General features: G+C 65.5%; 25 protein-coding genes and 1 other RNA gene. 14 read left to right on the top strand and 12 right to left on the bottom strand.

What is annotated here, in order from left to right:
* The 3 genes from EJ903_RS20515 to EJ903_RS27020 form a co-directional block, all read left to right on the top strand.
* A partial coding sequence (locus tag EJ903_RS20515) for an NAD(P)(+) transhydrogenase (Re/Si-specific) subunit beta (protein ID WP_148105290.1) occupies nt 1-371 on the top strand: 371 nt, incomplete at its 5' end.
* A gap of 97 nt (nt 372-468) precedes the next feature.
* Nucleotides 469-756 (top strand): DUF1330 domain-containing protein, encoded by a 288-nt coding sequence (locus EJ903_RS20510; RefSeq protein WP_126618921.1) that lies wholly within the window; start codon nt 469-471, stop codon nt 754-756.
* Nucleotides 757-855: 99 nt separating this feature from the next.
* Complete coding sequence (locus EJ903_RS27020) at nt 856-1,032, top strand: hypothetical protein (protein ID WP_158627960.1); 177 nt, start codon at nt 856-858, stop codon at nt 1,030-1,032.
* Nucleotides 1,033-1,071: 39 nt separating this feature from the next.
* Here EJ903_RS27020 and panB read toward each other — a convergent pair whose 3' ends face one another.
* Both panB and rpsU read right to left on the bottom strand, forming a co-directional pair.
* Nucleotides 1,072-1,911: a 3-methyl-2-oxobutanoate hydroxymethyltransferase gene (gene panB, locus EJ903_RS20505; RefSeq protein ID WP_126618919.1), complete on the bottom strand. Its 840-nt coding sequence runs from the start codon at nt 1,909-1,911 to the stop codon at nt 1,072-1,074.
* A 184-nt stretch (nt 1,912-2,095) separates the two neighbouring features.
* Nucleotides 2,096-2,299 carry a 30S ribosomal protein S21 gene (gene rpsU, locus EJ903_RS20500; protein ID WP_012974546.1) on the bottom strand — a complete coding sequence of 68 codons (204 nt, stop codon included), beginning with the start codon at nt 2,297-2,299 and terminating at the stop codon, nt 2,096-2,098.
* Nucleotides 2,300-2,610: 311 nt separating this feature from the next.
* Here rpsU and def point away from each other — a divergent pair, with 311 nt between their 5' ends.
* Nucleotides 2,611-3,153, top strand: a complete 543-nt coding sequence (gene def, locus EJ903_RS20495; RefSeq protein WP_126618917.1) for a peptide deformylase — start codon at nt 2,611-2,613, stop codon at nt 3,151-3,153.
* Nucleotides 3,150-3,845: a COQ9 family protein gene (locus tag EJ903_RS20490; protein ID WP_126618915.1), complete on the top strand. Its 696-nt coding sequence runs from the start codon at nt 3,150-3,152 to the stop codon at nt 3,843-3,845. Before def ends, EJ903_RS20490 begins: the two co-directional genes overlap by 4 nt.
* A gap of 25 nt (nt 3,846-3,870) precedes the next feature.
* Here the strand turns inward: EJ903_RS20490 and EJ903_RS20485 are convergent, their stop codons facing one another.
* From EJ903_RS20485 to ssrA, 3 genes are all read right to left on the bottom strand, one after another.
* Nucleotides 3,871-4,290 carry a TfoX/Sxy family protein gene (locus EJ903_RS20485; protein ID WP_126618913.1) on the bottom strand — a complete coding sequence of 140 codons (420 nt, stop codon included), beginning with the start codon at nt 4,288-4,290 and terminating at the stop codon, nt 3,871-3,873.
* A 24-nt stretch (nt 4,291-4,314) separates the two neighbouring features.
* Nucleotides 4,315-4,824, bottom strand: coding sequence for an SspB family protein (locus EJ903_RS20480; RefSeq protein WP_126618911.1), 510 nt, complete (start codon nt 4,822-4,824; stop codon nt 4,315-4,317).
* A gap of 52 nt (nt 4,825-4,876) precedes the next feature.
* Nucleotides 4,877-5,238, bottom strand: a transfer-messenger RNA (tmRNA) gene (gene ssrA / locus EJ903_RS20475).
* A gap of 103 nt (nt 5,239-5,341) precedes the next feature.
* On the opposite strand from ssrA, the gene thyX reads away from it, so the two are divergent.
* From thyX to EJ903_RS20460, 3 genes are all read left to right on the top strand, one after another.
* A complete protein-coding gene (gene thyX / locus EJ903_RS20470; RefSeq protein ID WP_126618909.1) occupies nt 5,342-6,283 on the top strand; it encodes an FAD-dependent thymidylate synthase in 942 nt (313 codons plus the stop codon).
* Between the two features lie 37 nt (nt 6,284-6,320).
* Nucleotides 6,321-8,216: an O-linked N-acetylglucosamine transferase, SPINDLY family protein gene (locus EJ903_RS20465; protein ID WP_126618907.1), complete on the top strand. Its 1,896-nt coding sequence runs from the start codon at nt 6,321-6,323 to the stop codon at nt 8,214-8,216.
* Between the two features lie 172 nt (nt 8,217-8,388).
* Nucleotides 8,389-10,194, top strand: a complete 1,806-nt coding sequence (locus EJ903_RS20460) for a methyl-accepting chemotaxis protein (protein ID WP_126618905.1) — start codon at nt 8,389-8,391, stop codon at nt 10,192-10,194.
* 49 nt (nt 10,195-10,243) lie between these two features.
* Here EJ903_RS20460 and EJ903_RS20455 read toward each other — a convergent pair whose 3' ends face one another.
* The 4 genes from EJ903_RS20455 to EJ903_RS27775 all read right to left on the bottom strand — a co-directional run bounded on the left by EJ903_RS20455 (nt 10,244) and on the right by EJ903_RS27775 (nt 14,167).
* Entirely contained in the window at nt 10,244-11,041 is a 798-nt protein-coding gene (locus tag EJ903_RS20455; RefSeq protein ID WP_126618903.1) for an ABC transporter ATP-binding protein, read from the bottom strand.
* Nucleotides 11,038-11,931, bottom strand: coding sequence for an ABC transporter permease (locus tag EJ903_RS20450; RefSeq protein ID WP_126618901.1), 894 nt, complete (start codon nt 11,929-11,931; stop codon nt 11,038-11,040). Before EJ903_RS20450 ends, EJ903_RS20455 begins: the two co-directional genes overlap by 4 nt.
* A gap of 111 nt (nt 11,932-12,042) precedes the next feature.
* The gene (locus EJ903_RS20445) at nt 12,043-13,023 is read right to left on the bottom strand and encodes an ABC transporter substrate-binding protein (RefSeq protein WP_126618899.1); all 981 of its coding nucleotides are present in this window, start codon (nt 13,021-13,023) and stop codon (nt 12,043-12,045) included.
* A gap of 82 nt (nt 13,024-13,105) precedes the next feature.
* Entirely contained in the window at nt 13,106-14,167 is a 1,062-nt protein-coding gene (locus tag EJ903_RS27775) for a calcium-binding protein (protein ID WP_126618896.1), read from the bottom strand.
* A 317-nt stretch (nt 14,168-14,484) separates the two neighbouring features.
* Between EJ903_RS27775 and EJ903_RS20435 the strand changes: the two genes are divergently transcribed.
* Complete coding sequence (locus tag EJ903_RS20435) at nt 14,485-14,775, top strand: DUF983 domain-containing protein (RefSeq protein WP_246015799.1); 291 nt, start codon at nt 14,485-14,487, stop codon at nt 14,773-14,775.
* A gap of 269 nt (nt 14,776-15,044) precedes the next feature.
* Here EJ903_RS20435 and guaA read toward each other — a convergent pair whose 3' ends face one another.
* Together guaA and EJ903_RS20425 are read right to left on the bottom strand one after the other, a co-directional pair.
* Nucleotides 15,045-16,628 (bottom strand): glutamine-hydrolyzing GMP synthase, encoded by a 1,584-nt coding sequence (guaA, locus tag EJ903_RS20430; protein WP_126618892.1) that lies wholly within the window; start codon nt 16,626-16,628, stop codon nt 15,045-15,047.
* 36 nt (nt 16,629-16,664) lie between these two features.
* Nucleotides 16,665-17,252 (bottom strand): GNAT family N-acetyltransferase, encoded by a 588-nt coding sequence (locus EJ903_RS20425; protein ID WP_126618890.1) that lies wholly within the window; start codon nt 17,250-17,252, stop codon nt 16,665-16,667.
* A gap of 251 nt (nt 17,253-17,503) precedes the next feature.
* On the opposite strand from EJ903_RS20425, the gene lptG reads away from it, so the two are divergent.
* From lptG to pdxA, 3 genes are all read left to right on the top strand, one after another.
* Nucleotides 17,504-18,598 carry an LPS export ABC transporter permease LptG gene (gene lptG, locus EJ903_RS20420; protein ID WP_126618888.1) on the top strand — a complete coding sequence of 365 codons (1,095 nt, stop codon included), beginning with the start codon at nt 17,504-17,506 and terminating at the stop codon, nt 18,596-18,598.
* A gap of 105 nt (nt 18,599-18,703) precedes the next feature.
* Complete coding sequence (locus tag EJ903_RS20415) at nt 18,704-20,158, top strand: peptidylprolyl isomerase (protein WP_126618886.1); 1,455 nt, start codon at nt 18,704-18,706, stop codon at nt 20,156-20,158.
* On the top strand, nt 20,158-21,180 hold the full coding sequence (gene pdxA, locus EJ903_RS20410; RefSeq protein ID WP_126618884.1) for a 4-hydroxythreonine-4-phosphate dehydrogenase PdxA: 1,023 nt from the start codon (nt 20,158-20,160) through the stop codon (nt 21,178-21,180). The genes EJ903_RS20415 and pdxA overlap by 1 nt, the downstream gene beginning before the upstream one ends.
* A gap of 120 nt (nt 21,181-21,300) precedes the next feature.
* Here pdxA and EJ903_RS20405 read toward each other — a convergent pair whose 3' ends face one another.
* Nucleotides 21,301-21,954, bottom strand: a complete 654-nt coding sequence (locus EJ903_RS20405) for a LabA-like NYN domain-containing protein (RefSeq protein WP_417281846.1) — start codon at nt 21,952-21,954, stop codon at nt 21,301-21,303.
* 233 nt (nt 21,955-22,187) lie between these two features.
* On the opposite strand from EJ903_RS20405, the gene rpoZ reads away from it, so the two are divergent.
* Nucleotides 22,188-22,601, top strand: coding sequence for a DNA-directed RNA polymerase subunit omega (rpoZ, locus tag EJ903_RS20400; protein WP_126618883.1), 414 nt, complete (start codon nt 22,188-22,190; stop codon nt 22,599-22,601).
* A gap of 115 nt (nt 22,602-22,716) precedes the next feature.
* On the top strand, nt 22,717-24,891 hold the full coding sequence (locus EJ903_RS20395) for a RelA/SpoT family protein (protein WP_126618881.1): 2,175 nt from the start codon (nt 22,717-22,719) through the stop codon (nt 24,889-24,891).
* Nucleotides 24,892-25,016: the final 125 nt, after the last annotated feature.

Genomic DNA, 25,016 nt, shown 5'->3' with positions numbered 1-25,016 from the left:
ACGCCATCCATCCGGTGGCGGGCCGCATGCCCGGCCACATGAACGTGCTGCTGGCCGAAGCCAACGTCCCCTACGACGAGGTGTTCGAGCTGGAGGACATCAACCGTGACTTCGGCACGGCGGACGTCGCCTTCGTCATCGGCGCCAACGACGTGACCAACCCGGCGGCCAAGACCGACCCGGCCTCGCCCATCTTCGGCATGCCGATTTTGGACGTGGAAAAGGCCAAGACCGTCTTCTTCATCAAGCGCGGCATGGCCGCCGGTTACGCCGGTGTCGAAAACGAGCTGTTCTTCCGCCCCAACACCATGATGCTCTTCGGCGACGCCAAGAAAGTCACCGAAGAGGTCGTCAAGGCCATGGAGGCCTGACCGACGCCTCCGACAACGGGGTTTGCGGCTGCGGGCGCGAGGGGCTAGGCTCCTCGCGCCTTTTTCATGTTTGGACAATCTTGTGGGAGCCGTTGCCATGCCCGCCTATGTGATCGCCGACGTCCGCATCACCGACAGCGTCGCTTACGAGCGTTACAAGTCGCTGACGCCCAACGCCATCGCCAAGAATGGCGGGCGGTTTCTGAGCCGGGGCGGCCAGACGGAGGTTCTGGAAGGTGGTTGGCAGCCGGGCCGGGTGGTGATCCTGGAATTTCCCGATTACGCCGCCGCCAAGGCGTTTTACGACAGCCCGGAATACAAGGAGGCGCGTGAGGCCCGCAAGGACGCCGCCGATTTCAAGATGATCGTCGTGGACGGGCTGTGACCCGGTTACGTTCTGTTACACAAAGCCCGGCCGGGAGACACACAGGGGAAACACCGCGCCGGTAGAGCTTGAGGCATGAAATGACCAGGGACAGACCCGGTGGAACCGCTCCGCCGGGTGGTCCCCCTCAAGCGGAGCCGCCCGATGATGGACGAGTTCGAAGACACCCCGCCCGTTGACGCGCAGATCGGCCTGTGGACCCGCGTGATGTGCTGTGTCCTGCTGTTCGGCTTGTGGCTGTGCGCCACGTCGCTGTTTCTGCTGACGGAGGTGTGACGCCGATGGTCGGCCCGTGCCGGTGATGGGCGCTGGCCCTCAGGCGTCGGTCGTTGTCGGCTTCTTGATGCCGAAGCAATGCTCCGGGCCGGGGAAACGGCGGGTGCGCACCTCGGCGGCGTAGCTGGCCACCGCCTGGGTGACGGTGTCGGCCATCTCGGCGTAGCGTTTGACGAATTTCGGCTGGAACTGGCCAAACAGGCCCAGCATGTCGTCCGTCACCAACACTTGCCCATCGCAGGCGGGCGAACCACCGATGCCGATGGTGGGAATGGCGATTTCTTCGGTGATGCGGCGGGCCAACGGCTCCATCACCGCTTCCAGCACGACCGAGAAGGCCCCGGCCTGGGCGATGGCGCGCGCGTCGGCGACGATGCGCTCGGCCACCGCCGGATCCCGCCCCAACGCCTTGTAGCCACCCAGCGTGTTGACCGATTGCGGCGTCAGGCCGACATGGCCCATCACCGGGATGCCGCGCGCGGTCAGAAAGGCCACCGTTTCGGCCATCTCCAAGCCGCCTTCCAGCTTCACCGCCTGCGCGCCGGTTTCCTGCATCACGCGGGCCGAGGCGCGAAAGGCCGCCTGCGGGCTTTCCTGATAGCAGCCGAACGGCAGATCGACGACGACGCAGGCCTGTTCGGACGCGCGCACCACCGCCGCCCCGTGGGCGATCATCATGTCGAGCGACACGGGAAGCGTGCTGTCCAGCCCATAGACCACCATGCCCAGCGAATCGCCGACCAGCAGCAGATCGACATGCTGGTCGAGCAGGCGCGCCATCGGCGCGGTGTAGGCGGTCAGGCAGACAATCGGCTCCGCCCCCTTGCGCGCGCGCAAATCCGGCGTGGACAGGCGGGTGATCGACTTCGAAGCGCTCATGACGACCCTTCCGGCGGCTGGGGGAGGATGCGTGGTGCGGGGGAGGGAAGGCTTTCACCAAACCCCGGACACACCAAAACCGCCCACGCGATACCTCACGGGACGGTCCAGGTGCAAGACACAAAGGGGTCTTGGGCGCGCCGAAGCACGCCCCAATCGCAGGCGTCCGAAGAACGCCGAACGATCAATAGCCCTCGCGTTCCATACGCTTGCGGAGAAGCTTCCGGGTGCGGCGAACCGCTTCGGCCTTCTCGCGGGCGCGCTTTTCCGAGGGCTTCTCGTAGTTGCGACGCAGCTTCATTTCACGGAAAATGCCCTCGCGCTGCATCTTCTTCTTGAGCGCGCGGAGGGCCTGATCGACGTTGTTGTCTCGGACCAGAACTTGCACGTTAACCGTCACCCTTCCAAGTGAGTCATGTTGCACCTAGCAACAGACAGGCATGCGCGGCGGGCGCACCCCTTGTGTGAGGCAGTGTGTAGCACGCTGTTGCGGTCTTGTGAAGAGGACTCTTTGCCAATCTGACTAGGTTCCCGCCCAGACGCCAACCGGCCGGATTCAGGCCGCTACACGGGGCTTGATTGGTCTTGTCTGTCCTCTGTTCATGCCGTTTCTGCGGGCGGAAACAAGAAGTGGGTCTTTTCATCGCGGGACTCCGCGAAACAGTTGCCGCCACGGCCTCCGCTCCCAGATAATAGGCCATGGCCTTGTTGACGATTTCCCAGATCGGCAACCCGGTGCTGCGCGCGATCGCCAGCCCGGTTGCCGACCCGACCGCGCCGGAGATCGCGCGGCTCGCCGCCGACATGATCGACACCATGTTGGACGCGCCCGGCGTCGGTCTGGCGGCCCCCCAGGTGGGCGAATCCCTGCGGATGATCGTGTACCGGGTGCCCGCCGCCCGGTCGGGCGGGGTGGAGATTCCGCCCACCGTGCTGATCAACCCGGTGATCGAGGCGCTGACCGACGAGACCGAATCCGGGCTGGAAGGCTGCCTGTCGGTCCCGGCCCTGCGCGGGCTGGTCCCGCGCGTCACCCGCATCCGTGTGAGCGGAGTCGGGTTGGACGGCGCGCCGATCAGCCGGATCGCCGAGGGCTTCCACGCCCGAGTCGTCCAGCACGAATGCGATCATCTCGACGGCCATCTGTATCTGGACCGTGTGACCGACACGCGCCTCCTCGCCACGCTCGAGGAAAGCCATCACCTGACCGACGCCCTGACACGGGCGGGAGACCCGTCATGACCATCGACCAACTGCGCGACGAGCTGCTGCTCGCCACCCTGCCCAACGTCCTGTTCGATGGCTGGAGCCTGCAATCCCTGCGGGACGGGGCCGAACAGGCCGGGTTGGACTCCACCGCGCTGCTGCGCGCCTTTCCCGGCGGTGTGGCCGACGCGGTGGCTCATTTCAGCGCCTGGACCGACGCCGAAACCCTGAAGCGACTCGACGCCGACCCGCTCGACGGCCTGAAGGTGCGCGAGAAGATCGCGCGCGCCGTCCGCACCCATTTCGAGGTGCTGGAACCGCACCGCGAGGCCAAGCGGCGGCAACTGGCCTATCTGGCGATGCCGCAGAACATCCCGCTGGGCCTGTCGTTGCTGCACGCCACCGTCGATTCGCTGTGGTTCGCGGCGGGCGACACCGCCACCGATTACAACCACTACACCAAGCGGGCGCTGCTGGCCGCCGTGGTCAGCGCCACCACCTTCTATTGGCTGGACGACCCGTCGGAGGATCACGCCGAAAGCTGGGCGTTCCTGGATCGCCGTTTGGCCGATGTGATGCGGGTGGGCAAGGCGACGGCCACCATGGGCAAGCTGAACGGCCTGCTGGCGCATCTGCCCAGCCCGATGCGCTTTGCCCGTCAGGTGCGCCAGCGCAGCGCCGCCAGCGCGCTCGATTCGGTGCCGCAGACCCGCAGCGACGCGGTGTGAGGGGGATGGGCTGGGGGAGGGCGGCTCAGCGCTCTTCCGGCCCTTTGCCCTGTTCGAGGCCTTTGCTCTGTTTGGGGCCTGTGCCCCGCTTGGCCACCTTGCGCTGTTTGGCGTGGGCGGCGCGCAACCCGGCCTCCAACGCCGGACGCGCCCAGGCCAAAAGCTCTTGCGGGTCATCGAGCGCGGATTCGGGTGGTGGGTGGTAAGACAGCGTGACCGGCTTGTCGGCCATCGGCTGGAACGGTTCCAGCCCCAACGCCGTGTAGGCGTCGCGGTTGCCGTCATCGACCTTGAAATAGAGAACATCGTCGGACGAGACGAGCGCAAAGCTCACGCCGTCGCAGGTGATGCCATAGCCGCCAAACATGCGGCGCGCCCGCACATCGCCCAACCGCGACAGCGTTTCGCACAGATCGGTGACGAAATCGCTGGGCGGGCGGGCCATGAGGCGGTGTTGTCTTTGACCGGCTTACTTTTTGCGGAAGGCGTCCAGGGTCACGACCTCGCCGCGCTTCGGCTCCTCGGCGCTGTCGGCGGGCTTGGCCTCCTCGGCGTCCTTTTCCTTGCGCTCGACCGCCGTCGGCCGGGTCGGCATCGCGGCGATCTCCGCCGATTCGGCGGGGACGACCGGCTGGAATTGCAGGGCGAAATTCACCGACGGATCAGCAAAGGTGGTGATCGCGCCGAACGGGATGACAAGACGCTCGTGGACGTTGTTGAAGCTCAACGTCACTTCGAAATGGTTGTCGTGCACCTCCAGCCCATAATACTGGAATTGCAGGACGATGGTCATTTCCTGCGGGTATTGCGCGGCCAGATAGGCCGGGATTTCCACGCCGGGATAGGCGCTGCGGAAGGTCAGGTAGAAGTGATGGTTGCCGGGCAACCCACGCTCCGCCACCTCGGTCAAGGCTTCGCGAACGACACCGCGCAACGCGGTTTCCACCATCCGGTCGTAACGAAGCTGTTCTTTGGCCATGCTTGGGCGGGTCCCTGACAATCGCGAACGCGAAACAATGATGACGAGGTTAGGTGTGGGCCTTCTGTTGCTAGGCGGCCCACGGCCCCACCCTCAGGCGCTAACCATCGGGGATTAGGTTTAGGCTACCAGCCGCCGTTAGGCAGCGAGGCGAGCCTGAGCAACGTTGTCATTGGCAACTATTGCAATGGCCCGATAACGGCGGAACCATGCCGAGCGAAAACCATGCCTTTACCACGCGTGTCGATCCTGTTTCGCCCCCAACGACCCCGGTCAATGACACCGGTGTGTGGTTGGTGGAGGCGCCGGGTACCGCCCCCGGGTCCACAACGCTTATTCCACAGGGCGTTTATCGCCATAGTCGGCAAGCCGACGCAGCGGAATATAGGGGGTAAGGTGCCACAAGGGAAGGGTTTGCGTTGCGATCGGCACGAATGAGTGGGGTGCGTCGCCTTGCGGCTTGGATTGGCCGGGCGCAGCGCCTAAAGTGCGCGCCATCGAACCCTCTGGAGTCACCATGCCGATCACGCCCGAGCAGCGCGACGAGATTGATCGCCTGCGCGCCGTCACCGCCACCACCCGCCGCGCCACCGTTCCAGCGCTGGAAGAGATTCTGTATCAACCGGTCGAACTGCTGGATCACGGCTTCGTCCGCGTGGTCGATTACATGGGCGACGACGCCGCCGTCGTGCAGGCCGCCCGCGTGTCCTATGGCAAGGGCACGAAGAAGGTCAGCGAGGACGCGGGTCTCATCAAGTATCTGATGCGTCATCGCCACTCGACCCCGTTCGAGATGTGCGAGATCAAGTTCCACGTCAAGCTGCCGATCTTCGTGGCCCGCCAGTGGATTCGCCACCGCACCGCCAACGTGAACGAATATTCGGCGCGCTATTCGATTCTCGATCGCGAGTTCTATGTGCCCGCCCCCGACCAGTTGGGCGCGCAGGCGGTCATCAACCGCCAGGGGCGGGGCGATGTGCTGGAGGGCGAGGAGGCGGCGGCGGTCCTGCGGCTGCTGCGCGAGGATTCCGAACGCGCCTACAGCCATTATGAAGAACTGCTGAACCAGCGCGAGGACGGCACGATCATCGACCCGGCCCGCCAGGGTTTGGCGCGTGAGTTGGCCCGGATGAATCTGCCGCTGAACTACTACACGCAGTGGTATTGGAAGGTTGATCTTCAAAACCTGCTGCATTTCCTGTCCCTGCGTGCCGACAGCCACGCGCAGTATGAAATCCGCGTCTACGCCGAAGCGATGCTCGACATCGTCAAGCGCTGGGTTCCGGCCGTCTATGAGGCGTTCACCGACTACCGCCAGGGCGGGGCGCATCTGTCGCGCAACGGTTTGGATGTGGTGAAGCGCCTGTTGGCCGGGGAAGCGGTGACGCAGGAGGTCAGCGGCCTGTCCAAGCGCGAATGGCGCGAGTTGATGGACCAGTTGGGCCGGTCCGAGGGGTAACAACAAAAACGAACGCCAGACGAGAAGGACACCCGCCATGACGCCGGAGCAGGCCGAGGGAGCGCACCGCCAGGGCCTAATCGCGGCGCAGGCGGGGCGTCTGGATGACGCGCTGGACCTGATCGCCCAGGCGATCACCGCCCGCCCCGGCGTGGCCGCCTGGTGGGCGAATTACGGGCTGGTGTTGGAAAGCAAGGGCGACGCGCTGGGGGCCGTGCAGGCCTACGCCGGGGCGTTGAACCTGGATGGCGGGCTGGCGCTGGCCCTGGATGGGCTGGTGGCGGTGGCGGCGCGGCTGCGCGACGCCGGGCGCGACGATCTGGCGGAAACCGTGTTGCGCCGTGCCATGGCGCTCGATCCGGCCGCACGGGCGGCCACCGTCAACGCCGGGGTTCTGCTGCGCGCGCTGGGTCGGCGGGGAGAGGCCGCGACGCTCCATCGCCGGGCGGCGGTGATGGACCCGGACAGTTGGATTCATCCTTACAATCTTGGCAACACGTTGGCCGAGTTGGATCGTTTGGGCGAAGCCGACCGTGCCTTTTGCGCCGCGTTGACGCGGGATCCCGCGCGGGCGGAGGTGTTGGCCAACCGGGCGTCCCGGGTGTTGTCCTTGCAAGGCCGGTTGGACGCAGCGTTGCGTTCGGTGGAGCGCGCCTTGCGTTTGCACCCCACCGCCGATTCGCTGCACACCGCCCGGCTGTATCTGATGCAGTTCGATCCGGCGCGGCGGATGGAGGAGATCGCGCAGGCCCACGCCGATTGGGGCGCTCGTTACCCCGACCGGCCAGCCGCAGCGGTGGCCCCACCCGCGCCCAAGCTGCGCATCGGCTATGTCTCTCCCGATTTTCGCGCGCATCCGGTGGGGTTCTTTCTGGAACCGGTGCTGGCGGCGCACGATCGCGAGTCGGTGGAGGTCGTCTGCTACGCCAACACCACCAACCCGGATTGGAAGACGGAGCGGCTGCGTGGGCTGGCCGATGGCTGGGTGTGGACCGCCGGGATGAGCGACGCTGACCTGTTGGCCCGCATCCGCGCCGACAACATCCATGTGCTGGTCGATCTGGCGGGCCACACCTTCGGCAACCGGTTGGGCGTGTTTGCCCAGCGCGCGGCCCCGGTGCAAGCGACCTGGGCGGGCTATGTCGGCACGACCGGGCTGCCCGCGATGGATTACCTGATCTCCGACCGCCGCCAAAGCCCGGAGGGGGCCGACGGCTGGGTGATTGAAGGCGTTGTGCGCATGCCGGACGCCTATGTGCCCTGGGGACCGCCCGAGGATGCGCCGCCGGTGGCCCCGCTGCCGATGCTGGCGAACGGCCACCCGACCTTTGGGTCGCTCAACGCGTTGCCCAAGCTCAACCCGGCGGTGGCGGGGCTGTGGGCGCGGGTGCTGGCGGCGGTGCCGAACGCCCGGCTGCTGCTGCGCTCGCCCGGGCTGGACGACCCCGACCAGCGGGCGCGGGCGTTGGCGCTGTTTATCCAGGCGGGCGTTGATCCGGAGCGGATCATCCTGCGTGGTGGCGCGCCGCATCGGCAATTCCTGGGCGGCTATGGCGAGATCGATGTGGCGTTGGACCCCTTCCCCTATTCGGGTGGGTTGACGACGCTGGAAGCGTTGTGGATGGGCGTGCCGGTGGTGACGCTGGGCGGCGACCGCTTTTGCGCCCGCCATGCCGTGACTCACCTGACCTCCGCCGGAATGGCGGCGCTGGCGGTGGCGGACGAGGCGGCCTATGTCGCGATGGCGGCAGCACTGGTCTCGGACGCGCACGGGTTGGCGGCGGTGCGCGCGGGGCTGCGCGACCGGCTGGCCGCGTCCCCGGCCCTGGACGGCGTGCGCTTCACCCGGGCGCTGGAGGCGGCCTTTGCCGCCATGTGGCAGCGCGCGATGGCCGGGGAGGGGCGTGCGTCCTTTTCGTTGAGTTTCGACTGAGAAGTTGCAGAAGAGTGCGAGGCTTCTTTCTCTGGTAAAGGTTGTTCACAGGGCATTCACACAAATTTTTCCGCAAAGCGCGGTTTGTCGCGTTTGCGCATCATGCATATGGATTTGCCGAATTATCTGATGTCTCCTGAAAGGAACCACCCGTTGATGAGGTTCCATCAGGATGACCCGGCTGTCGATCAAAGCGCTGATGATTGTCTTCGCGCTCACTCTGCCTGTGGCGGTTCTGCTCAATATTTTGGCATTCTGGAACGTCCGCTTGGCGCGGGATGAGGTGTCTCAGGCGGTCAACGCTCGATACGAATCCTATCTTTTGGCGGATGAGCTGCGCCAAAGTTCGGATGATCTGACACGGCTTGCTCGTACTTACGTCGTAACCGGTGACGCGCGGTATGAGGACCAGTATTGGGCGGTGCTGGACATCCGCAACGGCAAGAAGCCCCGCCCGACGGAGTATCACCGCATTTACTGGGATTTCGTCGCCGCCGGAAACGCCAAGCCGCGCGCCGATGGCGTCACCGTTCCCTTGCAGGAACTGATGACCCGCGCGGGCTTCACCGAGGCGGAGTTCGCCAAGCTCAAGCAGGCGCAGGCCAATTCCGACGGGTTGGTGAAGACCGAAACCATCGCCATGAACGCGGTGAAGGGGCTGTTCGACGACGGGACCGGCAAATTCACCCGCAAGGGGCCGCCCGATCTGGAACTGGCGCGCAAGCTGATGCATTCCCCGGAGTATCACGCCTTCAAGGCCAACATCATGGCCCCGGTGGATGAATTCTATGTCCTGTTGAGCGCGCGCACCTCCGCCGCGATCGCCAAGGCCGAGGCGCGCGAGGCGGCGGCCACCCAACTCTTTCTGATCGCGCTGGGAGGGTTGGCACTGATCATCGTGGCGGTGCTGTGGACGCTGTTCCGCCGGGTGCTGACGCCCTTGGCCAGCCTGAAGGACGCGATGAACGCGTTGAGCGAGGGGCAGACCACCGTGACGATTCCCGGTCTGGACCAGACCGACGAGATCGGGGCGATGGCGCGCGCGACCCGCACCTTCCAAACCGCGATGGGGGAGGCGGTGCATTTGCGCGAGGCTCAGATGCAGAGCGAACGGACGGCAACCGAGCAGCGCCGCGCCACGATGAACGGGCTGGCGCAGAGCTTTGAGTCGGAGGTGGCGCAAACCGTGTCGGCGGTCGCCCATTCGTCGGTGGCGATGAAGACGGCGGCGCAGGCGATGTCGGCGATGTCCGAACAGGTGGTATCGCAATCCTCGCTGGTCGCGGCGGCCTCGCAGGACGCGGCGTCGAACGTCGAGACGGTGGCAAGCGCCGCCGACGAATTGGCGCAATCGGTGGCCGAGATCGACCGTCAGGTGTCGGAATCGACCCAGATCGCCCGCAGCGCGGTGGAGGAGGCCGCCAACACCGACGTCATCATGAAGGCGCTGGCCGAATCGGCGTCGCGCATCGGGCAGGTGATCGCGCTCATCAACAACATCGCCAGCCAAACCAATCTGCTGGCGCTGAACGCCACCATCGAAGCGGCGCGGGCGGGGGAGGCGGGCAAGGGCTTCGCCGTCGTCGCCAACGAGGTGAAGAGTCTGGCGAACCAGACGGCCAAGGCCACCGACGAGATCGGGGCGCAGGTGTCGGCGGTGCAGACCGAAAGCGCGCGGGCCGATCAGGCGATTCGCCAGATGGTGACGGTGATCGGGCGGATCGACGAGATTTCCGGCTCCATCGCCGCCGCTGTCCGCCAGCAAGGGCAGGCCACCAGCCGGATCGCCGGCAACGTCGAGCGGGCGGCGCGGGGAACGGCGGCGATGTCGGCGGCCATCGGCAAAGTCACCGCCGCCGCGCAGGAGGCCGGATCCTCGACCCAGGCCGTGTTGGACACCGCCAACCGGCTGTCCGGTGAATCGAGCGCCCTGCAAACGGCGATGGGCCGCTTCCTCGGGCAAATCCGCAGCGCCTGAGCCAACAAAACAGGACCGGGGGGCGTCGTGTCGCACCCCGGTCCCTTTTTCAGCCGATCAACAGGCTGTCGTCGCTGATTTCCGCCCCGCCGCGCTGCTTGGCGAACAGGGCCAGCAGATGCGGCACGTCCAGCCCGGCACGCGTCGTGCCCGACACGTCCAGCACCACGCGCCCCTCGTGCAGCATCAAGGTGCGGTCGCCGTAATCCAGCGCCTGCCGCATGGAGTGCGTGACCATCAGCGTGGTCAGGCGGTTGTCGCGCACGATCCGCCGGGTCAGGTCCAGCACGAAATCGGCGGTCGCCGGGTCCAGCGCGGCGGTGTGCTCGTCCAGCAGCAGGATTTTCGATCCGGCCAGCGCGGCCATCAGCAGGCTCACCGCCTGGCGCTGCCCGCCCGACAGCAGGCCCATGCGGTCGTGCAGGCGGTTTTCCAGCCCCAACCCCAGCGCGGCGATGCGGTCGCGGAAGCCGTTGCGCCGCTCGCTCGCCAAGGCCAGCCCCAGCCCGCGCCGCTGCCCGCGCGCGGCGGCCAGCGCCATGTTCTCTTCAATGGTCAGGGTGGCGCAGGTGCCCGCCAACGGGTCCTGGAAGACGCGGGCGACCAGACCGGCGCGCTTGGGCGTGTCCCAACGGGTGACGTCGCACTCGTCGATGGCGATGCGGCCCTGTTCGGCCAGCACGTCGCCCGCCAGCGCGCCAAGGAAGGTGGATTTGCCCGCCCCGTTGGAGCCGATGACGGTGACGAACTCCCCCTCCGGGATGGTCAGGTCGATGCCGCGCAGCGCGTGCTTTTCCAGCGGCGTGCCGCGCCCGAAGGTGACGTGGATGTCCTGGACGACGATCATCGGGCGGCCCTCACGGCGCGGGATTTGCCCTTCAGGCGGGGCAGGATCAGGGCGACCGCGACCAGCAGCGCGGTGACGAGGTTGAGGTCGGAGGCTTGCAGCCCGATCACGTCGGCGGTCAAGGCCACCTGAACCGCCAGCCGGTACAGGATGGAGCCGACGACGCAGCCGACCAGCGCCAGCAGCAGCGCGCGGGCGGGCAGCACGGTTTCACCGACGATCACGGCGGCCAGACCGACGACGATGGTCCCGATGCCGGTGGTGACGTCGGCAAAGCCGTTGGTCTGGGCGAACAGTGCGCCCGCCAGCCCGCAGAGGCCGTTCGACAGGGCGATGCCGCTGCAAATGTGGGCGTCGGTGTTGATGCCCTGGGCGCGGGCCATGCGGGCGTTGACGCCGGTGGCGCGCATCGCCAGCCCGTATTCGCTGGACAGGAAGCGCGCCAGCAGCAGCACAACCGCCGCCACGATGACCAGCACCACCAGCGGACGGACGATGTGGTCGGGCAGGCCCAGCCCGTAGAAGGGCGTCAACACCGTGTCCTGCATCAGCAGCGCCACATTGGGCCGCCCCATCACCCGCAGATTGACGGAGAACAGCGCGATCATCGTCAGGATGCTGGCGAGCAGATGCAGGATCTTGAACCGCACGTTCAGCACCGCCGTGACCAGACCCGCCGCCGCCCCGGCCAACCCGGCGGCCAGACTGGCCAGCCACGGGTTGACGCCCGCGATCAGCAGCACCGCGCAGACGGCGGCCCCCAGGGGGAAACTGCCGTCCACGGTCAGGTCGGGGAAATCCAGGACACGGAAGGACAGATACACACCGACGGCGACCAGCGCGTAGACAAGGCCGATCTCGACGGCACCGAACAGGGCGATTTCACTCATGGGAGACCATCACTCATGAACAGCGGCCATCCCTTGCGGCGACGCCGCCCACCCGGCCTGTGGGGTGGGCGGGGGCGGCGATGCCGCAAGGGATGGCCGGGGTGGCGGGGGTTACTGGCCAACCACCTTGGTCGCGCGCTTCACCACGGCCTCGGGGATGGTCACGCCCATCGCCACCGCCGATTTCGGGTTCACGAACAGGTCGGTCCCCTTGGCCTGCCCAACGGCGATGTCGCCGGGCTTCTCACCCTTCAGCACGCGGGCGACGACGGCACCGGTCTGCTTGCCGACCTGGAAGTAATCAAAGCCGACGGTGGCGATGGCCCCGCGCGTCACGCTGTCGGTGTCGGCGGAAAACAGCGGCAGCTTGGCCTGCTGGGCGACGCCGATCACGCTTTCCAGCGCCGAGACGACGGTGTTGTCGGTGGGGACATAGACGGCGTCGGCCTTGCCGATCAGGCTGCGCATGGCCGGTTGGGCGTCCGCCGATTTCGGCACGGAGGCCTCGACCACCGACAGGCCGGCCTTGGCCGCTTCGTCCTTCAGCACCTTCACCAGAATGACGGAGTTCGGTTCGCCGGGGTTGTAGAGCACGCCGATGCGCTTGGCGTTCGGCAGGACCTCGCGGATCAGGGCGACATGCTCGCCGACCGGGGCCATGTCCGACAGGCCGGTGACGTTGGCACCGGGCTTGTCCATCGCCTTGACGAGCTGGGCGCTGACCGGGTCGGTCACGGCGGTGAAGACGACCGGGATGTCGCGGGTCGCCGCCGCCACCGCCTGGGCCGACGGGGTGGAGATCGGCACGATCACGTCGGGCTTGGACCCGGCGAACTGGCGGGCGATCTGGGCGGCGGTGGCCGGGTTGCCCTGCGCGCTCTGGTATTCGACCTTCAGATTCTGGCCGCTGGTCCAGCCCGCTTCCTTCAGCGCCTCGACCACGCCGTCGCGGGTGGCGTCGAGAGCCGGGTGCTGGACGATGGCGGTGATCGCCACGGTCTTGGTCTGGGCCAGAGCGGCCCCGGACAGGGCGACCGGGGTCGCGAAAGCGGCCAGGGCGACCGCAGCGCACAACAGACGGGGGAAGGTCATGATCGCGTCGTCTCCGAAACGGTGAAGCCTTCCCCTAGACCGGGACGACCGGCCCGTCAACAGATGCGTCCCGCGCGTTTGATCAAGCGGACGTCAGGCCTGTTGCACTGATGATGCTCGCGCCCGTGGTGCCGAGAGAAAAATCAGACGCCGACATCGCGCTGCGCTGGACATTCTGCAATGTCACGGAATCATATTGCGGCCCTGACCCCCAACTGGCCCACGGAACATAGTATTTGATGAACAGGTCGTCGCCGCGTTGCTCGGCATTCGCCAGAAGATCCGCCGCTGAAGCCGCCGACGTCATCGGAATGTACAGCTGATCAACACCGGGTTGGAAATCAGTGATGGTCGCCGTGAACGCTTCGGGAAGAGAGCCACCTCTGGCGTAGAGAATGAATTGATCCTGCCCCGCTCCTCCGGTGAGCGTGTCGTCACCGCCGCCACCCGTGATGGTGTCGTTCCCATCCCCTCCGGTGATCCAGTCGTTGCCCGAACGCGTCTGCGAGAACGCAGACTGACGACCGCCATTCAGCACGTCGTTTCCACTGCTTCCAAAGATGAAGTCGGCACTCGAAGAGCCGACGACATCCAATGAGCCATCGGAATGGGTGATCAAGGCGACAAAATTGGTGGTACTGCGTGTTTCCGCATGACCATACGCGCGATAATGTTCCCAGCCTGACGAAAAGGTGCCGTTTGCCACAGCAGCCTTAACGTCGGCATTTCTCTCTAAATATGCGCTTTCAGTGTAATTAATTCCCAGCGGGCGATTTTCCTGTTGGCCGTACGCAATGAAATGATCATAGGCCGTGCGAAACTGCCCAGCGGCGACCGCAGCGGCGACATCGGGGTTGAGTTGAGAGTACTGTCTTTGATTGAAATATGCGTTTGGATTGCGCCCCTCGAACTGTCCATAAGCCAGATAATGCGCTTCAGCATCCATTCCGCTGGCGGCGACATCTGGATTGGATTGCAAATACCAGCTTTTGTCGACGCCGGTTGACGCTGTTCCTATACGCCCTTCCTTTACGCCGTATTGCAGCCAATGCGCGTATCCGCTTGGGATGCTGCCAGCCGTGACGGCAGCGGCCACGTCAGGGTAGCGCTGCAGGTAGGCACTTTCCGAAAAGGGTACGGGCATCACGCTCACTCCAGTGAAACATAATATCCCGTACCAGAAATTTTCTGTCAATTCTATGAAAAGTTGGGTTGACCGGCGACTTTGGGATGAAAAATGGGAAATTTTCAATAATTGATTGCATCCAACGCATATCGATGGTGCGATCGGCGAATGCCGGGGCCGCGCGATTGGGGCTGCGTTTTGGCAAGGCAGGAGCCTATATTGTCGGTCACACGGAAGGATGCGCCATGATTGTGACCACCGCACGGCCCCCCTCGAAACTCGCTGCGTCTTTGCGCGGGCTGATCGGCCGTTGTCCGAATTGCGGGCAGGGACGCTTGCTGCACCGTTTTCTGAAGCCGGTGGAGCGCTGCGCGTCCTGCGGCGAGGCCTTTGGCCATTTGCGCGCCGACGATGCACCGCCCTGGATGACCATCCTGATCGTCGGCCACATCGTGATTCCGGCGCTGCTGTCGGTCGAACAGACCTATGAGCCGCCGACCTGGGTCCACATGCTGGTGTGGCCGTTGCTGTCGCTGCTGCTGACCCTGCTGCTGCTGCCGCGCTGCAAGGGTTTCATCCTGGGGCTGCTGTGGAGCACCGGCGCGCCAGGGTCGGAGCGGGGGTAGGGCGCAAGCCTTGGAACACCACGCTGTGCGATGGGGAGGGCGGCGCTCCCGTGTGGGGATGTGCGGTTTGTGACGTGAGCGTGCTGGACCGGAAGTCCCCCCGTCACTGAACGGTCGGCCAACTCCAAAGAACACACACCGTTGCTCACGCCGTCAAAGCCCGTCGCTTTGCGGCGACAGGCTCCGATGGTGTGCAAGTGGTTCTTTTTGATTTCAAATGGTTATGAGGCGGCGGCGGTTGTTTGAGAAACGCCGCAAGCCACGGTGTTTCATTCCCACTCGATGGTGCCCGGCGGCTTCGACGTGATGTCGTAGACAACCCGGTTGACGCCGCGCACCTCGTTGACGATGCGGTTGGAGACGCGGGCGAGGAATTCGTGCGGGAAGTGATACCAGTCGGCGGTCATGCCGTCGGTGGACGTCACCGCGCGCAGGGCCAGCACATGGTCATAGGTGCGGCCATCGCCCATCACGCCGACGGTGCGCACCGGCAGCAGCACGGCGAAGGCCTGCCAAATGGCGTCGTACAGACCGGCGTTGCGGATTTCCTCCAGATAGACCGTGTCGGCCTTGCGCAGGATGTCCAGCTTTTCCGGGGTGATCTCGCCGGGGATGCGGATCGCCAGACCGGGGCCGGGGAAAGGGTGGCGGCCGATGAAGGATTGCGGCAGGCCCAATTCACGGCCCAGCGCCCGCACCTCGTCCTTGAACAGCTCGCGCAGCGGCTCGACCAGCTTCAGCTTCATGCGGTCGGGCAGGCCGCCGACGTTGTGGTGCGACTTGATCGTGACCGAGGGGCCGCCGGTGAAGGAGACGCTTTCGATCACGTCCGGGTACAGGGTGCCTTGGGCCAGGAACTCCGCCCCGCCGATCTTGTGGCTTTCCTCATCGAACACGTCGATGAACAGGCCGCCGATGATCTTGCGCTTCTGCTCGGGGTCGGTGACGCCCGCCAGCTTGCCCAGGAACAGGTCCGACGCGTTGCGGTGGATCAGCGGGATGTTGTAGTGGTCGCGGAACAGGGTCACGACCTCGTCGGCCTCACCGGCGCGCATCAGCCCGGTGTCGACGAAGATGCAGGTCAGCTGATCGCCGATGGCCTCGTGGATCAGCACCGCCGCGACCGACGAATCGACGCCGCCCGACAGGCCGCAAATCACCTTGCCGCTGCCGACCTGGGCGCGGATCTTGGCGATCGCCTGCTGCTTGAAGGCGGCCATCGTCCAATCGCCCTTCAGACCGGCGACGCCGTGGACGAAATTGGCCAGAAGCTGCGCGCCGTGCGGGGTGTGGACCACCTCCGGGTGGAACTGCACGCCATACAGGCGGCGGTCGTCGTCGGCGATGGCAGCAAAGGGCGCGCCGTCGCTGACCGCGACCACGCGGAAGCCGGGCGGAATGGCGGTGACGCGGTCGCCGTGGCTCATCCACACCTGTTCGCGCGATCCCACCGCCCACAGCCCGTCGAACAGGGCGCAAGAGCTGGTGATCTCGATGAAGGCGCGCCCGAACTCGCGATGGTCGGAGCCGGAGACGTTGCCGCCCAACTGCTGGCACATGGTCTGTTGGCCATAGCAGATGCCCAGCACCGGCACGCCGAGGTCAAACACGGCCTGGGGGGCTGAGGGGGCGTTCTCGTCGGTCACGGACGCCGGGCTGCCGGAGAGGATCACCGCCTTGGGCGCGTAGGCGGCAATGGCCTCCGCGCTCACGCTGAAGGGGTGGATCTCGCAATAGACGCCGGTCTCGCGCACACGGCGCGCGATCAACTGCGTCACCTGCGATCCGAAATCAAGGATGAGAACGCGCTCGTTGGACAGGACGGCGCTGGACGAAGAGGCTGCGGAGGACATCGACGAATCCTGATGCGGGGGACTCAAGGCCCGTGTCTACCGCACCTGCGGCCCGGTCGACAAGCGCGCAAGCGGGACCAGATCGCGCCAGCCATAGGCAACCTCCCGCAAGTCGCTGCCGACGAAGCGGATCGGGCGTTCGGCCACGCGGATTCCGCCCATCCGTTCGTAGAACCAGCAGGCCGGGTTGTCGGCCAGACACCACAGCGCGGCGGATTGCACGGCGTCGGCCAGCAGGCGGTCGGCGATGGACGCCATCATCCGCCGCCCGATGCCCAACCCCTTGGCGTCGTCCAGAAGATAGAGCGTGTGGATTTCCCCGGCGTAGCGGTCCATCGCCGTCCGGTGCGCCCCGAAGGAGGCGACGCCGACGATCCCGTCGGGCTGGCGGTCGGGAGACAGGCGTCCGCTGCGGTCCACCGCCACGATGGTCCCGATGCCCGGACCCTGGGTTTCGATGACCGTGCGCCAGCGCCGCACGGTGGCGGCCTCCGACAGGTTGACCAGAACTGACGCCGGGATCAGACCGGGGTAGGTGGATCGCCAGCTTTGCATCCACACCCGCGCGATGCCGGGCGCGTCGGCGACCGTGGCGTCGCGGATAGTGACCGTCGTTTGTGTCATCGACCGCCCTCCGTCCCATCGGGATGGCGTTGCATCCCCATTCGACAGAACAACAGTTTGGAACGATGCGCGGCGTTGTCCAGACCAAAAGCGACGGCGCGACCGTGGTCGGTGCGTGTTCGGTGACGGTTGTTTTGGCGGCGCAACACGGGTACACAGCCACGTCAGGCCAGCGGGACCGGAACGGGTCCCATGGGCCTGTTCCCGTTCGGCCCGGCGGACGCGCCGGGTGGCCACGGAGGCCGGATTTCATGCACTCGTCACCCACCCTGTCCCGCTACATCGGTCGCCAGTTCGTTCTCTGGTTCTGTCTGCTGATGGCGATCCTGCTGTCGATCGTGCTGCTGCTCGACATCATCGAGCTGCTGCGCCGGGCGGGGACCAAGCCGCACGTCACCTTTGGGCTGGTGGTGGAGATGGCGTTCCTGAAGTTGCCGGGGATTGGCCAGCAGATCTTTCCCTTCGTCATCCTGTTCGCGGGCATGTTCACCTTCTGGCGGCTGACGCGCAGCGCCGAACTGGTGGTGGCCCGCGCGGTCGGGGTGTCGGCCTGGCAATTCCTGATGCCGGTCCTGTTCGCGGCGGCGATCATCGGGGTCGTCAAGGTGACGCTCATCAATCCGATCGGGGCGGTGTTCATCGCCAAATACGAACAGCTTCAGGATCGGTACCTGAAGATGAAATCCAGTTCGATGAATGTGTCGCGTGGTGGCCTTTGGCTGCGGCAAAACAGCGACGGCGAGCAGCTTTTCATCCACGCGGATTTTGTGAACCCGACCAATTTCGATCTGAGCAACGTCATCGTCTTCATGTTCGATGAAGAGCAGAATTACAAAGGGCGCCTGGACGCTGCCGGAGCCAGCCTGCGGGACCGGAAATGGAATTTGCAGGAGGTGGTTCTCAGCCGACCGAAGAAGGATCCTGAGAAACTCCCTTCTTACACCATCGCGACCGAACTGGACCCGGCCACGATTGAGGAAAGCTTTGCCGCGCCGGAAACCATCGCCTTCTGGGACTTGCCGCGCTTCATCCACACCCTGGAGTCCACCGGCTTTCCGGCGGTGCGCCATCGGCTGCATTACCAATCCCTGTTGTCGCAGCCCTTCCTGTATCTGGCGATGGTGCTGTTTGCCGCCGCCTTTTCGTTGCGGATGCCGCGCAAGGGCGGGACGATGACGATGGTGACGGGCGGTGTGCTGACCGGCTTTGTCCTGTTCGTGATGACCGACATCGTCCGCACCTTTGGCATGTCGGAGACCATCCCGATTTTCGCCGCCGCCTGGAGTCCGGCCGGGGTCAGCCTGCTGTTGGGCACGGCGATCCTGCTGCATCTGGAGGATGGTTGAGACGGGGTGCCGCATCACGGTGATGGCCGAAAGGGCGGATTCCGTTTGCATGACCCCCGATGCCCACCGTATGAACGGGCGTTCTGTTTTGGGAGCTGGAGCATCATGCCGAGTTTGCGTTCCGTCCGGTCGGCCCTTGCCGTGGCGACCGCCTGCGTCGCCCTGGCGCTTCCCGCCACGGCGCAGACCTCCAAGGCGACCGCCTCGGCAGGGCAGCCGCAGGGTGGTGCCGCCTCCGCCAACAGCGAGCGCATCGCCGCTGTGGTGAACGAGGAGGTGATTTCCGTCTCCGACGTCAACGCCCGCATCCGTCTGGCGTTGCTCAACGGCGGTGGGCAGGACAATCCGGAAACCCGCCAGCGTCTGGCCCCGCAGGTGGTGCGCCAACTCATCGACGAGCGGTTGCAGCTTCAGGAAGCCAAAAAGAACGGCGTGTCGATCTCCCAGCAGGAAATCGACGAATCGATCAAGCGCATCGCCGAGCAGAACCGCATGGCGCGCGCCCAGCTTGACGGCCTGCTGAAAAGCCACAACATCCCGCAATCGGCGTTGAACGAGCAGGTGCGTGCGCTTCTGGCCTGGCAGAAGGTGATGCAGCGCCGCATCCGTCAGGAGATCGCCATCAGCGACGACGAGATCGACGCGGCGATGGCGCGGGTCAAGGCCAACATCGGCAAGCCCGAATATCTGGTTGCCGAAATCTTCCTGGCCGTGGACAGCCCGGACCAGGACGACGAGGTTCGCCGCAACGCCGACCGTCTGGTGGACGCGATCCGCCGGGGGGGCAATTTCCCGGCGCTGGCGCGCCAGTTCTCGCAGTCCGCCGGGGCCGCGTCGGGCGGCGATCTCGGTTGGGTTCGCACTGGCGAATCCTCCGCTGAAATCGACAAGGCGCTCTCGACGATGCGTCCGGGGCAATTGTCCCCGCCGATTCGCACCTCCACCGGCTATCACATCCTGCTGGTGCGCGGCCAGCGTGCCTTCGGCAGCGCCGGGGGGGAGGAGGTGGCGCAGGCCCCGCCGCCCGCCCCGCGTCCCCAGCCGCGCCCGGATTTGGCCAAGGCCACGGTCAACATGAAGCAGATCGTGATCCCCATCGAATCGAAAGAGGCGGCGAAGAGCGTCAAGGATCAGGCGGAGGCGCTGCGCAAGTCGATCAAGAGCTGCGCGGATTTCGAGTCCAAGGCCAAGGCGGGCGGGGTGCCGGAATCGGGCGACATGGGCACGCTGAAGGTCAAGGACCTGCCGCCGGGCCTGCAACAGCTTGCCGTTGGCATCCCGCTGGGTCAACCCAGCCCGGTTCTGATGAGTCCGGGCGCTGCGGTCATTCTGATCGTCTGCAAGCGCGACGTGCCGATGATCCAGCCGCCGCCGGAGGCCCAACCGCAACCCGCCGCCGCTCCGCCGCCGCCGCCCTCCTCGAAGGAGGCGAAGATGCCGAGCCGCGACGAGATCGAGCATGATCTGGTCGGCGAGCGCGCCGACCTGCTGGCCCGCCGTTACCTGCGCGATCTGCGCCGGTCGGCCTTCATCGACGTGCGCAACGAGGCGCGGAGCTGATGCCCACCACCCCGTCGCACCGCCTGCCGCTGGCCGTCACCATGGGCGAACCGGCGGGCGTCGGCGGGGATTTGATCCTGAAATTGTGGACGCAGCGGCGGGGGCATGGCTTGCCGCCTTTCCTGCTGCTGGATTCGCCCGACCGGTTGGGCGAGCTGGCCTTTCGTCTGGGGTTGACGGTTCCGCTGCTGGCTGTGGAGTCGGCGGGGCAGGCCGTTGAGTGTTTCGATGAGGCGTTGCCGGTGCTGCCGGTCGCGCTGTCGATGCCGGTGGTGGCGGGACAACCCGATCCGGCCAACGGCGCGGCGGTGATCGCCAGCATCGACCGCGCGGTGGCGCTGGTCCAGGCCGGGGAGGCCGCCGCCGTCGTCACCAACCCGATCCAGAAATCGGCGCTCTACGCCGCCGGGTTCCGGCATCCCGGCCACACCGAATATCTGGCCCATCTCGTCGGCCTGGCCGACGAGCCGATCATGATGCTCGCCTCGGCGGAGCTGCGCGTCGTTCCGGTCACGATCCATGTGTCGCTGCGCGACGCCGTCAACCAGCTGTCCACAGCGGCCATCGTCCATGCGGGCCGGGTGACGGCGGCGGCGCTGCGCCGGGATTTCGGCATCGCCGCTCCCCGTCTGGCGGTCGCCGGCCTTAACCCGCACGCCGGAGAGGGTGGGGCCATGGGGCGGGAGGAGATTGACATCATCGCGCCCGCCATCGCGGCCCTGCGCGCCGAGGGCATCGACGCCCTTGGCCCGCGCCCGTCGGACACGCTGTTCCACGCGGCGGCGCGCGGCGGGTTCGACGCCGCCCTGTGCATGTACCACGATCAGGCGCTGATACCGCTCAAGACGATTGATTTCGACAGCGGTGTGAATGTGACGCTGGGATTGCCGTTCGTCCGCACCTCGCCCGATCACGGCACGGCGCTGGATTTGGCGGGAACCGGCCGGGCGAGCGCCGTCAGCCTGTTGGCGGCAATCCGGATGGCCGACAGGATGGCGGAGAACCGTCGTCGCCAAGGGTGATCCGCGAGGCGCGGTCTTTCGGGGCAACGGTTTCTCCTGGTGCCGGACAAGACAAAAGCGCGCGTCGGAAACGACGCGCGCTTTTCTGTGTGCGATACCGTCTGCGGCGTCCGCTGGACGTCAGTCGTGTTCATCCGGGTCGTACAGGGTCGGGCCGTTCTGTGCCGGGTGGTGGTCCTGGTGGCTGCTGACCGGGGCCTCGCGGTGATGGTGGGCGCGGGCGATGAAGGGGGCCAGATCCTGCAACTCGATGAAGTTGTCGGCCTGACGCCGCAGTTCATCGGCGACCATCGGCGGCTGCGAGCGCACGGTGCTGATGACGCTGATGCGCACGCCCTTGCGCTGCACCGCCTCCACCAGGCGACGGAAATCGCCGTCGCCGGAGAAGAGCAGGATGTGATCGACATGCTCGGCCATTTCCATCACGTCGATGGCCAGCTCGATGTCCATGTTGCCCTTGATCTTGCGGCGGCCCGACGCGTCGGTGAACTCCTTGGTCGGCTTTGTGACCATGGTGTAGCCGTTGTAGTCCAGCCAATCGACCAGGGGACGAATCGGGGAGTATTCCTGATCCTCGACCAGGGCGGTGTAGTAGAAGGCGCGCATCAGGCGGCCTTCGCCCGCAAAGCCGTCGCGCAACCTTTTGTAGTCGATGTCAAAGCCAAGGGAGCGCGCTGCGGCGTACAGGTTCGCGCCATCAATGAAAAGAGCGAGACGCTCTTCTTTATAAAACAACTTGCTGACGTCGCGCGGCAAAGTCGTGCTACGGTCCAATGTCTTAATCCTTTCGGGATAGCAGGCAGTATATCAGGGGAATATCGATTAATTCGGTAGTCCTGCTGATAAATTAGTGGAATCAGCCTCCTCAAACAAGGGGCAGAAACCCTGACTATGCGGCGCATCGCTGGAATGCGGCGTGTTTGGCGTTGATTTCGGGTTCGCGCTTGCGCTGTCCCGGTCGCATCAATATAGTCGAAGACCTCCTTCCGAGTCGGAGTTTGTTTGGCATGGCCCGCGTTACCGTCGAAGATTGCGTTCTCAAGGTTCCCAACCGTTTTGAGCTGGTGATGATGGCCGCTCAACGCGCTCGTGAAGTGGCGTCCGGCGCGCCGCTGTCGATTGAACGCGACAACGACAAGAATCCTGTGGTCGCGCTCCGCGAAATCGCTGATGAGACCGTGTCGCTCGACCATCTCAAGAACGCGCTCATCAAGGGCCACCAGCGCCATGTCGAGCCGGACGAGCCGGAAGAGGAAATTGTCGAGCTGATGGCCGGGGAAAACGACTGGGCGGCGCGCGGTGCCAACATGGGCGACGAAGACGGCATGAGCGAATCCGAGGGCGAGGACGAAGACGGCGCTGCCGATCTGGAGCCGGACGCGGGCGCGCTGATGGCCGAGGACGGCGACGGAGACCTCTGATCCTGACCATCCCGACTCCGATCACCGCAACGTTGGTCAGCGATAGGGCGGGGGGCATCCGGCCCCCCATCGGTCCACACCTTGGGAAGGCGCCGCGTGCGCCGGGTCGGTCGCCATGATCCGGCAATATGAGCTTGTCGAACGCGTCAAGGCCTATGATCCCGATGCGGACGAGGATCTTCTGAATCGCGCCTACGTCTTTTCGATGAAGGCGCATGGATCGCAGACGCGCGCGTCGGGCGATCCCTATTTCCTGCACCCGTTGGAGGTGGCGGGAATCCTGACCCAGATGAAGCTGGACGCCGGGACCATCGCCACGGCGCTGCTGCACGACACGGTGGAAGACACCGTGGCGACGATGGAGGACATCGAGCGGGTTTTCGGCAAGGAAATCGCCCGTCTGGTCGATGGCGTCACCAAGCTGTCGCGGCTGGAGCTGCACAGCGAACAGGCCAAGCAGGCCGAGAATTTCCGCAAACTCGTTCTGGCGATGTCGGAAGACATCCGCGTGCTGCTGGTGAAGCTGGCCGACCGGCTGCACAACATGCGCACCCTGGAGCATTTGAAAAAACCGGAAAAGCGCAAACGGATCGCCCGCGAAACCCTGGAAATCTACTCGCCCTTGGCCGAACGCATCGGCATGCACAAGATCAAGGACGAGTTGGACGATCTCGCCTTCGCCGAGCTGAACCCCGACGCCCGCGACAGCATCCTCGCCCAATTGTCGCGCCTGCGCGACGAGGGGAAAAGCCGGGTCCAGACCATCATCACCGAATTGCAGGAGTTGCTGGTCAAGGAAGGCATTCCGGCGGCGACGGTCACGGGCCGGGAAAAATCGGCCTTCTCGATCTGGCGCAAGCTGCAACGCAAGAATGTCAGCTTCGAACAGCTTTCCGACATCATGGCCTTCCGCATCACCGTCGGGACGATGCAGGAATGCTATCAGGCGCTGGGCATCGTCCACGCCAATTACCCGCTGATGCCGGGCCGCTTCAAGGATTACATCTCCACCCCCAAGCCCAACGGCTACCGCAGCCTGCACACCGGCGTCATCGGGCCGGGCCGCAACCGGATCGAGGTGCAGATCCGCACCCGCGACATGCACGAGATCGCCGAGTTGGGCGTGGCCGCCCATTGGGCCTACAAGCAGGACCACCAGCCCCGCACCACCGGCGGCGAATACCGCTGGTTGCGCGAATTGCTCGAAATCCTGGAGCACGCGCAAAAGCCCGAAGAGTTCCTGGAGCACACCAAGCTCGAACTGTTTCAGGAGCAGGTGTTCTGCTTCACGCCGAAGGGCGACCTCATCGCCCTGCCGCGCGGGGCCACGCCGGTCGATTTCGCCTACGCCGTCCACTCGCAGGTCGGCGACCATTGCGTCGGGGCGAAGATCAACGGCCGCATGCTGCCGCTGCGCACCGTCCTGCAAAACGGCGATCAGGTCGACATCGTCACTTCGAAGGCGCAGACGCCGGTTCCGGGGTGGGAGCGCTTCGTCGTCACCGGCAAGGCCCGCGCCCGCATCCGCAAATTCCTGCGCACGCAACAGCGCTCCCAGTTCATCGAACTGGGGCGCGGCATGCTGATGCGCCAGTTCAAGGCCGAGGGCTACGAGTTCAGCGAAAAGGCGCTGGACAACGTCATCAAGATTTTCCAACAGCCGACGTCCGACGATCTGATGGCCGGGGTCGGGTCCGGCCTGCATTCGGTGCGCGAGGTCTTTCACGCCGTTTTCCCCGGCCACAAGGCCCAGGTGGCCCCGTCCACCCTGCGGGATCTGGACGAGAAGACCAGCAACGTCGTCAAGCTGAAGCCCAAGCCCAACGGCAAGCAAGCGCCGATGCCGATCCGGGGCCTGATCCCCGGCATGGCCGTGCATTACGCCCGCTGCTGCCACCCGCTGCCCGGCGACCGCATCGTCGGCATCGTCACCACCGGCAAGGGCGTGACGATCCACACCATCGATTGCGAAACGCTGGAAAGCTTCCACGAATCGCCGGAACGCTGGATCGACGTGTCGTGGGAAACCGGGGCCGACACGCCGGAGGAGCATGTCGGTCGCCTGATGGTGTCGATCAGCAACGAGCAAGGCTCGCTCGGCACCCTGTTCACCGTGATCGGCAAGAATCAGGGCAACGTCATCCACCAGAAGATCACAAACCGCACCACGGACTATTTCGATCTGCTGATCGACATCGACGTGAAGGACGCCAAGCATCTGACCAACATCATGGCGGCCTTGCGGGCCACCCCGGCGATCCACACGGTGGAGCGGGTGCGCGGGCGGTAAGCGGTCTTTCCCGTGATTTCCCTGTGTTCGTGTCCGCATCGGGCGTGACGGAACGCGCCATCGTCGCTATATAGACGGAATCGCTTCGGTCCGCGCGGGCCGGGGCGTCCTTTGGAGTTGCCGCG

The sequence above is a fragment of the Azospirillum griseum genome, from assembly GCF_003966125.1.
Taxonomy (GTDB): Bacteria; Pseudomonadota; Alphaproteobacteria; order Azospirillales; family Azospirillaceae; genus Azospirillum; species Azospirillum griseum.
This window is presented reverse-complemented; position numbering and strand designations above follow the sequence as displayed.

Bases quoted from the DNA above. Each gene is read 5' to 3' on its own strand.
- EJ903_RS20510 (WP_126618921.1), top strand. From the start codon at position 469: ATGCCCGCCTATGTGATCGCCGACGTCCGCATCACCGACAGCGTCGCT.
- panB (WP_126618919.1), bottom strand. From the start codon at position 1,911: ATGAGCGCTTCGAAGTCGATCACCCGCCTGTCCACGCCGGATTTGCGC.
- def (WP_126618917.1), top strand. From the start codon at position 2,611: ATGGCCTTGTTGACGATTTCCCAGATCGGCAACCCGGTGCTGCGCGCG.
- EJ903_RS20490 (WP_126618915.1), top strand. From the start codon at position 3,150: ATGACCATCGACCAACTGCGCGACGAGCTGCTGCTCGCCACCCTGCCC.
- EJ903_RS20485 (WP_126618913.1), bottom strand. From the start codon at position 4,290: ATGGCCCGCCCGCCCAGCGATTTCGTCACCGATCTGTGCGAAACGCTG.
- EJ903_RS20480 (WP_126618911.1), bottom strand. From the start codon at position 4,824: ATGGCCAAAGAACAGCTTCGTTACGACCGGATGGTGGAAACCGCGTTG.
- thyX (WP_126618909.1), top strand. From the start codon at position 5,342: ATGCCGATCACGCCCGAGCAGCGCGACGAGATTGATCGCCTGCGCGCC.
- EJ903_RS20465 (WP_126618907.1), top strand. From the start codon at position 6,321: ATGACGCCGGAGCAGGCCGAGGGAGCGCACCGCCAGGGCCTAATCGCG.
- EJ903_RS20460 (WP_126618905.1), top strand. From the start codon at position 8,389: ATGACCCGGCTGTCGATCAAAGCGCTGATGATTGTCTTCGCGCTCACT.
- EJ903_RS20455 (WP_126618903.1), bottom strand. From the start codon at position 11,041: ATGATCGTCGTCCAGGACATCCACGTCACCTTCGGGCGCGGCACGCCG.
- EJ903_RS20450 (WP_126618901.1), bottom strand. From the start codon at position 11,931: ATGAGTGAAATCGCCCTGTTCGGTGCCGTCGAGATCGGCCTTGTCTAC.
- EJ903_RS20445 (WP_126618899.1), bottom strand. From the start codon at position 13,023: ATGACCTTCCCCCGTCTGTTGTGCGCTGCGGTCGCCCTGGCCGCTTTC.
- EJ903_RS27775 (WP_126618896.1), bottom strand. From the start codon at position 14,167: ATGCCCGTACCCTTTTCGGAAAGTGCCTACCTGCAGCGCTACCCTGAC.
- guaA (WP_126618892.1), bottom strand. From the start codon at position 16,628: ATGTCCTCCGCAGCCTCTTCGTCCAGCGCCGTCCTGTCCAACGAGCGC.
- EJ903_RS20425 (WP_126618890.1), bottom strand. From the start codon at position 17,252: ATGACACAAACGACGGTCACTATCCGCGACGCCACGGTCGCCGACGCG.
- lptG (WP_126618888.1), top strand. From the start codon at position 17,504: ATGCACTCGTCACCCACCCTGTCCCGCTACATCGGTCGCCAGTTCGTT.
- EJ903_RS20415 (WP_126618886.1), top strand. From the start codon at position 18,704: ATGCCGAGTTTGCGTTCCGTCCGGTCGGCCCTTGCCGTGGCGACCGCC.
- pdxA (WP_126618884.1), top strand. From the start codon at position 20,158: ATGCCCACCACCCCGTCGCACCGCCTGCCGCTGGCCGTCACCATGGGC.
- rpoZ (WP_126618883.1), top strand. From the start codon at position 22,188: ATGGCCCGCGTTACCGTCGAAGATTGCGTTCTCAAGGTTCCCAACCGT.
- EJ903_RS20395 (WP_126618881.1), top strand. From the start codon at position 22,717: ATGATCCGGCAATATGAGCTTGTCGAACGCGTCAAGGCCTATGATCCC.